This window comes from Actinobacillus ureae ATCC 25976 (genome assembly GCF_000188255.1).
GTDB lineage: Bacteria > Pseudomonadota > Gammaproteobacteria > Enterobacterales > Pasteurellaceae > Actinobacillus > Actinobacillus ureae.
Window position 1 is genome coordinate 390,765 of the sequence record NZ_GL831080.1, and the last position, 11,174, is coordinate 401,938.

Sequence of the window (11,174 nt, forward strand, 5' to 3'; positions counted from 1 at the left end):
AATATCAATGGTGGGCTAAAGCCCTCCCTACAAGGAACAAAGATATGATCCCAGGCGAATACCAATTAGCCGAAGGCGATATTCTCGCTAATGTCGGCAGAAAAACAGTGACAATTGAAGTAATTAACTCAGGCGATAGACCCATTCAAGTTGGTTCTCACTACCATTTTTTTGAAACCAATAATGCCCTTAAATTTGACCGCACTTTGGCACGCGGTATGCGTTTAAATGTGCCTTCTGGTAATGCGGTGCGTTTCGAACCGGGAGAAGCCAAAACCGTTGAGTTAGTGGCTTTTGGTGGTAACCAAATTATTTACGGTTTCCATAATCAAATTGATGGCAAATTATAAAGTAGGGCAAGATGGCATTAACAATTTCAAGAGCGCAATATGTAGCAACTTATGGCCCAACCGTTGGCGACAAAGTTCGTTTAGGCGATACCAATTTATGGGCAACTATTGAGCAAGATCTATTGACCAAAGGCGACGAGTGTAAATTTGGTGGCGGTAAAAGTGTGCGTGATGGCATGGCACAAAGCGGCACCGCAACTCGCGATAATCCAAATGTATTGGATTTTGTGATCACTAACGTGATGATTATTGATGCGAGATTAGGCATTATCAAAGCCGATATTGGTATTCGTGATGGTCGCATTGTGGGCATCGGTCAAGCTGGTAACCCTGACACCATGGATAATGTCACGGCAAATATGATTATCGGTGCAAGCACGGAAGTGCATAACGGTGCTCATTTAATTGCGACCGCTGGCGGTATTGATACGCATATTCACTTTATTTGCCCTCAACAAGCACAGCATGCGATTGAAAGTGGGGTTACCACGCTAATTGGTGGCGGAACAGGCCCTGCTGATGGTACACACGCGACTACTTGCACACCAGGTGCATGGTATATGGAGCGTATGTTCCAAGCAGCAGAAGCATTGCCTGTAAACGTAGGCTTTTTTGGTAAAGGAAACTGTTCAACTTTAGATCCGCTACGCGAACAAATTGAAGCAGGCGCATTAGGTTTAAAAATCCATGAAGACTGGGGTGCAACGCCAGCAGTAATTGATTCAGCATTAAAAGTGGCTGATGAAATGGATATTCAAGTGGCAATCCACACCGATACGCTGAACGAAAGTGGCTTCTTAGAAGATACCATGAAAGCGATTGATGGACGTGTTATTCATACCTTCCACACGGAAGGAGCTGGTGGCGGTCATGCGCCAGATATCATTAAAGCAGCGATGTATCCAAACGTATTACCGGCTTCAACTAACCCAACTCGTCCATTTACGAAAAACACCATTGATGAACATTTGGATATGTTGATGGTTTGCCATCATTTAGATAAACGCGTGCCAGAAGATGTAGCATTTGCTGATAGCCGTATTCGTCCTGAAACTATTGCAGCGGAGGATATTTTGCATGATATGGGCGTTTTCTCCATTATGAGTTCTGACTCTCAAGCAATGGGACGTATTGGCGAAGTCGTTATTCGTACATGGCAAACCGCAGATAAAATGAAAATGCAACGTGGTGAGCTAGGTAATGAAGGAAACGATAACTTCCGTATTAAACGCTACATTGCGAAATACACCATCAATCCAGCGATTGCACACGGTATTGCGGATCATATTGGTTCATTAGAAGTAGGCAAAATTGCAGATATCGTGTTATGGAAACCGATGTTCTTTGGGGTAAAACCTGAAGTGGTGATTAAAAAAGGTTTTATTAGCTACGCAAAAATGGGCGATCCAAATGCCTCTATTCCAACACCGCAACCGGTATTCTACCGTCCAATGTACGGTGCTCAAGGTTTAGCAACCGCTCAAACCGCAGTGTTTTTCGTTTCACAAGCCGCTGAAAAAGCGGATATTCGTGCTAAATTCGGTTTACACAAAGAAACCATTGCCGTAAAAGGCTGTCGCAGCGTGAGTAAAAAAGATCTCGTTCACAATAATGCAACACCTGAAATCACAGTGGATCCAGAACGCTATGAAGTGCGGGTGGACGGAGAATTAATTACCTGTGAACCTGTGGATACAGTGCCATTGGGGCAACGGTATTTTATGTTCTAAGTAAAAAGAGCGGTCAAAATTTAAGGAGAATTTACAATGAAACTTTGGTACTCCACTACCAGCCCGTATGTACGTAAAGTGCTGGTAACGTTGAAATATCAACAACTCTTAGACAAAACAGAACTGATTAAAATTGGTTCATCATTTGATGCAAGCTCTCCGCATAATCAGGCAAATCCACTAGGTCGAGTGCCAGCGTTAGAACGTAATTGTGGTAATTGGCTTTATGGCAGTTTGCTCATTTGCGAATATCTTGATCAAAAAGGCAAGGTAGAGCCTAAACTCATTCCAGAAAGTGGCAAGCCACGCTGGGCAACGTTAGCGTTGCATAATTTAGCCGATGGCATTATGGAAAATACCGTGCCGATGATGGCTGAAAAAATGCTTCGCCCTGAAAGTGAATGGTGGACAGCTCGCCATCAACAACTAACCGAACGTAATCGTCAAAGTTTTGTAAGACTTGAGCAAGATTTAAAACCGTTTGGCACTGAATTAAACATTGGTACGCTAACGACAGTCGCAGTCATTGATTGGTTCTTATTCAGAGCTGAGAAAATTGGATTAGATCTTGCAAAAGAATTTCCAAATTTAACCGCTTGGGCGGCAGAGATGAATGAAAAATATGAGGTTTTAAGCGAGACAATGCCGACTTTATAACCATTTTTGTGGCATCACGAGATTGGTCTAAATAACCTAATTTCTCCGTATTTTCTTCTGCCAAATCTCCCCTACCCCTCTTTGCTAAAGAGGGGAAAGAATGAGCGAGATTTTATATCATTGTTCTACTTTGATATGGCAAATATAAATTAGTCAGATGACCGCAAATTTATAAAGAAAATTCCCTCTTTAGCAAAGAGGGGTAGGGGAGATTTAGCAGCCTTAATTAGCGAAGAAAATAAATAATATAAAAATGAAAATCCTCAACCCCATTTTGCCCATTATGGATACCATTTTGGGCGACTTAACTAGCCTTCAGGCTGAAGGCAAAATTACTAATCAGACTATTGAACGCGTGGCATTGCAGTGGTATGAAAGCGAACGGAATATTTTGCGTAAAACCACAAATACTGGGCGTGAAGTCGCTTTTCGCCTACTCAAAGAAGGGCAACGTTTAAAACACGATGATGTGGTGTTTATCAGCGATGAGTTGGCGATTGTGATCGAAATCTTGCCAAGCGAAGTGATTGTGTTGTCGCCGAAAACTTTGCCTGAAATGGCTCGAGCTTGTTATGAAATCGGCAATAAACATTCTCCGCTTTTTTTAGATGGCGATGAAGTCACGTTGCCTTACGATAAACCGATGTTTGAGTGGTTACAAGCGGCGGGATTTCATCCGCAAAAAGCGGAACGCCGTTTAAGCCAAGCGTTGAGGGCGAACTCTGCACAAGGTCACGGGCATTCACATAGTCATTCGCACGATCATCACAGTTATCATCATCACGGAGATGGAAATTGGCATCAACATTAAACCGCTCTTTAACGGATTTAGGTGCGTTGTTGCACTTGGTCGATCCCACCTTGCCGATTGGAGGATTTAACCACTCCAACGGCTTAGAAACCTTCGTTCAGCAAGGTGTGGTGGAAAGCAAAACGACCCTCGAAGAGTATGTGCAAACCCAGCTTTTACAAAACTGGATTTACAACGACGGGGCATATCTTTCCCTTGCATTCGATGCAATGAATGAAGGTAATTTTGACCGCTTGTGCGAATTGGATTGGCAACTTTCCGCCACCAAAGTGGCACGAGAAAGTCGCGAAGGCAGTTTTAAACTCGGCGTACGATTGCTGAAAATTTTTATTCGCTACGAAACACATACGCTGCTCACGACTTACCAACAAGCGATTGCAGAAAAACACGTGCAGGGCTATTTCCCGATAGTGTTTGCAATGGTTGCTCAAGCCATGGGCTTAAGCAAAGCCGACACACTCTATGCGTTCTACTACAACGCAGCAGTCGGTGCGATCACTAACGGCGTGAAGCTAATTCCTCTCAGCCAAATGGATGGGCAAGATATTCTGTTTTATTTGCGAGGCTCACTTGTGCAAGCGGTGGAATTAAGCCTTGAACCTGACGAAGAATGGCTTGGTGCGGCAACGCTGGCGAATGACATTCGGGCTATGCAACACGAGGTGCTTTATACCAGATTATATATGTCATAACCTGTGATTGCTGTGTTTTTATTTTTCAGGGGTAGGGTGGGCGTAAGCCCACGTGTTTATTTAACAATGAAAAGTGCGGTTGATTTTGACCACATTTTTTCCCTTTTTTCTAAAGAGTGTTTTAGAAGGAAAATAAAAACTCAGAGCTAAATGCGTGGGCTTACCCACCTTACAGCTTGTCGTAAATAATCACAGTTGCTAGGTTAATTAAAGGAAAGAAAAATGCGTAACTACATCAAAATCGGCGTGGCTGGTCCTGTTGGAGCGGGTAAAACGGCGTTAATCGAAAAACTCACTCGTGAAATAGCGAGTAAATATAGCGTGGCAGTCATTACTAACGATATTTACACTCAAGAAGATGCAGAGTTTTTAACGAAAAACAGCTTACTTTCGCCTGAGCGAATTATGGGCGTGGAAACGGGCGGTTGTCCACATACGGCGATCCGTGAAGATGCGTCAATGAACTTAGAAGCCGTGGACGAAATGGTGGCTCGTTTCCCTGATGTGGAAATCGTGTTCATTGAATCGGGCGGCGATAACCTCTCGGCGACTTTTAGCCCAGATTTGGCAGACGTGACGATTTTTGTGATCGACGTGGCACAAGGGGAAAAAATCCCTCGTAAAGGCGGGCCTGGTATCACTCGTTCAGATTTGTTAGTCATTAATAAAACTGATCTTGCTCCGTTTGTAGGGGCAGATTTAAGCGTGATGGAACGCGATGCCCGACGTATGCGTAACGGTCAGCCGTTTATTTTCACCAACCTGATGAAAAAAGAAAACCTCGACGGCGTGATCGGTTGGATCGAAAAATACGCATTGTTAAAAAATATTGAAGATCCAGCATCTTTAGTTCGTTAAATACTATAACCCTCGCCCTTTGTGGGAGAGGGACAGATTTTTCTTCGTATAGAAGAAAAATCAGGGAGAGGGGAAACGGTGTTTAAACACTCATTTTTTTGCAAATTCCCTCTCTCTGCTTGTTTTCGCTGAACGCTTCAACAAGCTGTCTCTCTCCCTCGAGGGGAGAGAGTGAACAATCAAATGCAAGGCAAACTTTTACTCTCAACAAAATTAACCTCACAGGGCAAAACGCAGCTCGATCAATACTTTGTGTCGCCGCCGTTTAAGGTGATGACTTTGCCGAATTTGGATTCGTATTGGCGCAATGCTTTGAATGCGATGCAGATGTCCTCCTCACCGGGATTACTGGTAGGCGATCTACTTGATATTGAGATTTCGTTGGCGGATGATACTTCTCTTTCATTGAACACGCAGGCATTTACTCGGGTGCAATCAATGAATGAGGGCGATTATGCAACGCAAAAAACGTGTATAAAATTGGGCAAAAATAGCCGTTTGTTTTATCTTCCGCATCCGTTGGTGCTGCATAAAGACAGCGGATTTAAGCAAACTACCGAAATTGAGATGGGCGAGCAGTCCGAGCTGATTTATGGCGAGGTTGTGGCGATTGGGCGAGTGCTAAACGGCGAGCGATTTGCCTTCCGTCATTTTGTGTCCTATTTGCGGATTTCTCATCAAAATCGACCGCTTGTGACCGACCGTATTCAATGGTTGCCGGCAAAAATGGCATTGACCTCATTGAGCCAAATGGAAGATTTTTCGCATCAAGGTTCATTAACCTACATCAATTTGGCAAAAACGACTTTAGAAATAAAAGCAATCGTGAACGAATTGCAAGCCTCAATGTCCGAGCAAAAAGAGATGCTAATTGGCGTATCTCAGCTAAATGAAGGCGGATTGATCATCAGAGTACTGGCTCATCGATCGGATATCATTCAACATTTATTTGAGCGGATTGGGCAAGTTTTAAAAGCTCAGTCCAATATTGTTTAATTTAGGAGAGCAATTATGATCGCAGTTTATGCAGTATGCCATGTAAAAGCGGATAAAACCGCAGAATTTGAAGCATTGGCACAAAACTTAATTCGTGCTTCACTTAACGACCAAGGTTGTATTTCTTATGGTTGTGGCGCGGTGCAAGGTCAGCCGAATGTTTATACTTTTGTGGAACAATGGCAATCGCAACAAGATTTGGCGTTGCATACTCAGCAAGCGCATTTTATTGATGCAGGCGCTAAATTTGCCGAGTTATTAAGTCATCCAATAGAGATTAATATCGTGGATTTACTTTAATTTGAAACAAGCGGTCGTATTTTCCGGAATTATGTAGCAGTTGCACAAAGACCGAAAATTGACTAAAACCGCATTCCAAATTAAGTGCCTTTCCGAGATGATCTTGCGAAAGGCATTTATTTTTCCTGAAATTCTACGCGATTTTTCACGCAAATTCTTCATTTTCCGCTGATTTGAGCGTGATAAATCCGCTCGACCGTGATTTCGGTAAGCGAGTTATCCTTTTCTATTTAAATCTGATGAAATATCGCTAAGGCTATTGCAATCTACGCAGCTAACAGCATTTCATCGTACTTCATTTGTTCTTCTAGTCGCTTGAAGTCGTTCTGTGAAATTTCTTTGGGGGCAAAGGCTTTCATTCCGATTAACTCACCTTCACAATGATTACCTTGCCAGTAGCCCACCCACTCTTTAAGTGGCAATACCCACAGGCAACACTTGAGTACATCTTCAAAGAGTTCCCTGTTGGATTTACGGCGATTATCTGACAGATAAGCCGCATAGTTTGCGTAGTATAAGGCATATTTATTATCGGTTTTATGATGTGTGCCACGCATTAAATCACGCATTCTGGCATTAAAAGATTCCGCAAGGTTATTATTTACACCTTTCGCACTATAAGCCTCTTGATGATTCACCGACCAACGGTTGTAATGAAAATTAAGATTGTTGTAGGCAGGATTTTCATCACACATAATATCACTGCCTGCTTTTACGAAACGTTGGTTCAATGCAAAAACTGTATCGGTATTTTCGGTGTAATCCATTGCCACAATAGTACGGTTTGAACCCCAAATTTGTTCATCATTGGCGGAACGTTGGTTAAGGCTGATAATGCAGCGTTTAGTCGGTCTAAATTGGGGAAATTTCCGTTCTTTTTCATCTGCTTGTTGGCGTTGTTTATGGTTGTTTTTACGGTAGTTTGGCTTACGTAGCGTGAAGTTAATCCAAGCTCCATCTTTGTGAATTTCGCCTTGCATTGGGCGTAAATCACGCGTTTTGAACAGGGCTTCACGTAACTTGTGGCAAAGTACGAAAGTCGTTTTGTAATTGATGTTGAGGTGGCGACTAATATCAATAGCACTAATGCCTTTTGAGCTATTTACCATCAGTAAAGTAGCGGCAAGAATATCAACTAACGGAAGCTTATGAAAAGCGAAAATGGTGTTGGTGGTAACGTAAAAATGACGTTGGCAATCTCATTTAAAAATGAGATAAATCGCAAATGTCAAAAACAGAAAAATTCTGCAGCGTACACATTAGCACACACCTATTCAGGAGTAAGGCTATATTTAAAGTTGTATTCTTGGGCTAACTATAATCATTTACTAAGAGATGTTTTCTCATGTAAATGTTATTTATAAACTATATTTAAACTACAGGAAGTAATAACTCACCTAATCGTTCTCCTTTAGGTTTTCTACCATAAGAAAATTTAAATCTATTAGCTGTTATATATGCTGCATATAGTAATTTGGTTTCTAAGTCCATATTGTATTTAGGTTCCAGCACTACAACATTACTATTAGGAATGAAGTTTTCGATAGACACATAAGCGTAAGTATGACTTCCTGCACCATCAGTTGAAACATATAAGGTATCCATAGGAAATTTTTTTTCATCTCTGACAGTATTACTATCAACAAAGCCTGCATAACTAGTTGATTGTCTTTTAGAAGGTCTAACATAAGGTAAATAATTATCTGATAGCTTATCCTCTTGAACTTCAACACTAGATGAGGTAACACCATTGTACATATAAAATATGTCATCTAGTCTCATTTGATGTTTAACATTTAATTTTGAATGTAAGAGTATTATATTATTTTTTATTTCAATAAATTCTTGTTCATCGCCAATATTACCATTTTCTATTCTAAAAGCCATATACTGATAGCAAGGTTTTAATACAGTATCAATAGTTAGAGAGCTATAATTCGTTTTCAAATAAGCTTCTGCCAACCATTCATCATCAGCAGTTACTCTTCTTTTAATACTAAATTGATAATCTTCTTTTTTATTAATAAAAGATGACAGCCATTGTTCTTGAAGTTTGTTTTCACCATACCACTCCTGATTTATATCTGCTCGACCAAGATTTTTAGTTTTTACAAATTTATCATCTCTCCAATAACCAAACCAAGTTTCTTTCAACTTAGGATGAGGAATGTGGGCGGTTATAACTATACCTACAGTAACTATAGATGTTTTACTATTTGCAAATAGATCTTCAGGTAAAGATACAACAGCTTCCAGTGTATGATTTCTTAATAATTTCTTCTTATTTATATAATTAACGCCAGATGTATCATTGATTACACTAGTAGGAATTAATGCTATAACAGTTCCGCCTTTTTTAATTGCATTTAAATTTGAAAATATAAACTCAAATTCCTCAGTATCATCTGTAGCCATTTTAAATGGAGGATTTAATAACCCCACATCTATCTTATTTTCATCTAAATTAATATTTTCATATTTTAAAGATTGTATAATTTCATCTTCTTTTTTGTTTTTATTATAATCTTTATATTTTAATAATTTATCAGGTATAATATCAAATGAATTCCCCCAATAAATATTGCTGCGCCCATCGGAATGAATAATCATATTTGATACTAATAAGGCTAAAATGCTATCTTCATATTCTATTCCATAAATCTGATTTTTTTTAATATCTAGGATTTTCTTTTCATCATCTCCAGCATCTAAAATCATCTCCCCCATTGCTGCAACTAAAAAACCACCAGTGCCTGCGGCATTATCTAATACAACAGTATCTTTATTAACTCCTGCCATTTTTGCAAAAAGCTGCGCAATATGTAATGGCGTTAATACTATTCCAAGTCCTTTATCAGTATTTGCATATCTTAGAAATTCAATATAGAATTGACTTAAAGTATCTATATATTTATATTTATCAAGAAAAGTATAAACATTATCTTTAATTGAATTTATAACAGACAATAGATTTAACAACCCAGTTTTATCATCTTCAAATGTTTTATTGGAACGAATGAAATTAAAAGCACCTAATACAGTATCAGCATTTTTATTTTTTGATTTGTCAGCTCTTAACTCAGAAGATATAGCATTTAATAGTGATGTAATTAGATCCTGCGGTGTTTTATTTTCTTTATAAGAAATTCTAAAAACTTTATTTTGTAATGCAACTAATATTCCACTAATTAATAAAGCTCTATTTGATTCTTTTATTTTCTTTTTATGTAAGTCTGTATTCAATGTTTTAGCATAGACTAAAAGAGCATTATAATCTCGATGGAAAGCTTCATCTGATTCTAAAATCAAACGTAGATAATTTGAATAAGGTAAAAGTTTATCTGCATCAACCTGATTTACATTATCTGTTCCTTTTAGTTGCCAAAAAGCATCTACTTTATAGTTACTAGATGTTCCACTAATAGCTATAGACAATACGTCAAATTCTTTAGAAACAAAAGATGAGTATAATAAAACACCATCAACAGCATAATCTGCATATTTATCTCTACTTTTACTTTCATGTTGTCTAATATCGGCTTTGCACTCAATTAAAAAAATAATATCGGGGTGTTTATTAGATCTAATAATGAAATCTGGGATCCCATTTTTACTTCCCTTCTTACTTGCATTAGAAAGTAATTTTTTTACTTTTTCACTTTTAGTTTTATCTTTAAATTCAATAATAAGATCTTCAGAATCAAAATAACCATTTTCTTCTAAAAGATCTTTAAACAACCATTCAGTTTCAGTTTCAGTTTCAGAATACTTAGATTTCATTACCAACCTCTCAAAATAAATTTACAAGGTTGATATTTAGAGAATAAGCTATTTGTAGGCTTGTAGGGACATTTTTTGTTCCTTATTGAGTTAATGTCAAGTTAAATATTTATTGTTTATTGGAAATTTCTTTGAAAGAAATTGAGAAAGCATCTTTTAGGTTTTCAGGCATTGAGCGGTAGTCTGCAATCAATTTTTCTTCTTGTGCTGAAATCGAACTTTCTTGAGTTGCTGCTTGAAACATTGATCCATTTCCTGTGAGCAGCCAAGTTATACTGATTTCTAACCCCTTATGAATTTTCACTAGAGCATCTACATTCGGATCGCGTCCCTCATTCAAGTAATTCATTGCCGAACGATATGAAATTCCCGTTACATTAGAAAACTCAGTAACGGTCATATTTTTGGCATCTAAGACCTGCTTCAAACGCTCTGATATGCACATTATTTCACATTCCTATTGAAAAAAGTGAATGATTGTGATACCTTATGCACAATCAATATGAATAATATTTCATATTTTAGTTTAATAAAGGTGTGACCTCAATACTATGACCCAGAATTTTCTTCTTAGCAGCAAAGCTCGCACGCTTTCGCCTATCAAGATGGCACAGCTATCTGATAGCGAAGCTCGGGCATTGCTATGCCAAATTCGTTGGGGGAGTGAGGAAAATGTGGTGTGTCCCAAGTGCGGTGTGCAGCATATTGCTTATAGCATTGCCAGTCGTAATCAATGGCGGTGTAAACATTGCAATCATACCTTTAGCGTTACATCAGGCACAATTTTTGCTGACCGAAAATTATCTATTCAGACTTACCTTTATGCCATTGCCTTATTCGTTAATGCTGCTAAAGGCTTGTTTGCTTGCCAACTTTCGCGCGATTTGAACGTGCAATATAAGACGGCTTTTACGCTCGCGCACAAAATCCGTGAAAGTTTACAAATTCAGAAACAGTTATTTCCGCTTTCAGGTGAAATCCATATTGACGGCACCTACAT

General features: G+C 39.0%; 11 protein-coding genes and 1 pseudogene. 9 read left to right on the plus strand and 3 right to left on the minus strand.

The window, feature by feature from the left end:
* Positions 1-44: 44 nt before the first annotated feature.
* The 8 genes from ureB to HMPREF0027_RS01990 all read left to right on the plus strand — a co-directional run bounded on the left by ureB (position 45) and on the right by HMPREF0027_RS01990 (position 6,394).
* Positions 45-350 carry an urease subunit beta gene (ureB, locus tag HMPREF0027_RS01955; RefSeq protein WP_005621738.1) on the plus strand — a complete coding sequence of 102 codons (306 nt, stop codon included), beginning with the start codon at positions 45-47 and terminating at the stop codon, positions 348-350.
* Between the two features lie 11 nt (positions 351-361).
* Complete coding sequence (gene ureC / locus HMPREF0027_RS01960; protein ID WP_005621739.1) at positions 362-2,080, plus strand: urease subunit alpha; 1,719 nt, start codon at positions 362-364, stop codon at positions 2,078-2,080.
* Between the two features lie 36 nt (positions 2,081-2,116).
* On the plus strand, positions 2,117-2,737 hold the full coding sequence (locus HMPREF0027_RS01965) for a glutathione S-transferase (RefSeq protein ID WP_005621741.1): 621 nt from the start codon (positions 2,117-2,119) through the stop codon (positions 2,735-2,737).
* Between the two features lie 253 nt (positions 2,738-2,990).
* On the plus strand, positions 2,991-3,548 hold the full coding sequence (gene ureE / locus HMPREF0027_RS01970; protein WP_005621743.1) for an urease accessory protein UreE: 558 nt from the start codon (positions 2,991-2,993) through the stop codon (positions 3,546-3,548).
* The gene (locus HMPREF0027_RS01975) at positions 3,533-4,240 is read left to right on the plus strand and encodes an urease accessory protein UreF (protein WP_005621745.1); all 708 of its coding nucleotides are present in this window, start codon (positions 3,533-3,535) and stop codon (positions 4,238-4,240) included. The genes ureE and HMPREF0027_RS01975 overlap by 16 nt, the downstream gene beginning before the upstream one ends.
* A 222-nt stretch (positions 4,241-4,462) precedes the next feature.
* The gene (gene ureG / locus HMPREF0027_RS01980) at positions 4,463-5,098 is read left to right on the plus strand and encodes an urease accessory protein UreG (protein WP_005621747.1); all 636 of its coding nucleotides are present in this window, start codon (positions 4,463-4,465) and stop codon (positions 5,096-5,098) included.
* Positions 5,099-5,281: 183 nt separating this feature from the next.
* Positions 5,282-6,094 (plus strand): urease accessory protein UreD, encoded by an 813-nt coding sequence (locus tag HMPREF0027_RS01985; protein WP_005621748.1) that lies wholly within the window; start codon positions 5,282-5,284, stop codon positions 6,092-6,094.
* Positions 6,095-6,109: 15 nt separating this feature from the next.
* Positions 6,110-6,394 (plus strand): putative quinol monooxygenase, encoded by a 285-nt coding sequence (locus HMPREF0027_RS01990; protein ID WP_005621750.1) that lies wholly within the window; start codon positions 6,110-6,112, stop codon positions 6,392-6,394.
* A 266-nt stretch (positions 6,395-6,660) separates the two neighbouring features.
* Here the strand turns inward: HMPREF0027_RS01990 and HMPREF0027_RS01995 are convergent.
* From HMPREF0027_RS01995 to HMPREF0027_RS02005, 3 genes and pseudogenes are all read right to left on the minus strand, one after another.
* Positions 6,661-7,590, minus strand: a pseudogene (locus HMPREF0027_RS01995) (IS1595 family transposase); the annotation flags it as partial.
* Between the two features lie 175 nt (positions 7,591-7,765).
* Positions 7,766-10,174 (minus strand): HsdM family class I SAM-dependent methyltransferase, encoded by a 2,409-nt coding sequence (locus tag HMPREF0027_RS02000; RefSeq protein WP_005621752.1) that lies wholly within the window; start codon positions 10,172-10,174, stop codon positions 7,766-7,768.
* Between the two features lie 109 nt (positions 10,175-10,283).
* A complete protein-coding gene (locus HMPREF0027_RS02005) occupies positions 10,284-10,619 on the minus strand; it encodes a helix-turn-helix domain-containing protein (protein ID WP_005621753.1) in 336 nt (111 codons plus the stop codon).
* A 106-nt stretch (positions 10,620-10,725) separates the two neighbouring features.
* Here HMPREF0027_RS02005 and HMPREF0027_RS12335 point away from each other — a divergent pair.
* Positions 10,726-11,174, plus strand: a 449-nt coding sequence (locus HMPREF0027_RS12335; RefSeq protein WP_005621754.1) for a transposase, incomplete at its 3' end; no start/stop codon positions are given.

Excerpts from the sequence above, each read along its gene's own strand:
- ureB (WP_005621738.1), top strand. The coding sequence starts at position 45 with ATGATCCCAGGCGAATACCAATTAGCCGAAGGCGATATTCTCGCTAAT.
- ureC (WP_005621739.1), top strand. The coding sequence starts at position 362 with ATGGCATTAACAATTTCAAGAGCGCAATATGTAGCAACTTATGGCCCA.
- HMPREF0027_RS01965 (WP_005621741.1), top strand. The coding sequence starts at position 2,117 with ATGAAACTTTGGTACTCCACTACCAGCCCGTATGTACGTAAAGTGCTG.
- ureE (WP_005621743.1), top strand. The coding sequence starts at position 2,991 with ATGAAAATCCTCAACCCCATTTTGCCCATTATGGATACCATTTTGGGC.
- ureG (WP_005621747.1), top strand. The coding sequence starts at position 4,463 with ATGCGTAACTACATCAAAATCGGCGTGGCTGGTCCTGTTGGAGCGGGT.
- HMPREF0027_RS01985 (WP_005621748.1), top strand. The coding sequence starts at position 5,282 with ATGCAAGGCAAACTTTTACTCTCAACAAAATTAACCTCACAGGGCAAA.
- HMPREF0027_RS01990 (WP_005621750.1), top strand. The coding sequence starts at position 6,110 with ATGATCGCAGTTTATGCAGTATGCCATGTAAAAGCGGATAAAACCGCA.
- HMPREF0027_RS02000 (WP_005621752.1), bottom strand. The coding sequence starts at position 10,174 with ATGAAATCTAAGTATTCTGAAACTGAAACTGAAACTGAATGGTTGTTT.
- HMPREF0027_RS02005 (WP_005621753.1), bottom strand. The coding sequence starts at position 10,619 with ATGTGCATATCAGAGCGTTTGAAGCAGGTCTTAGATGCCAAAAATATG.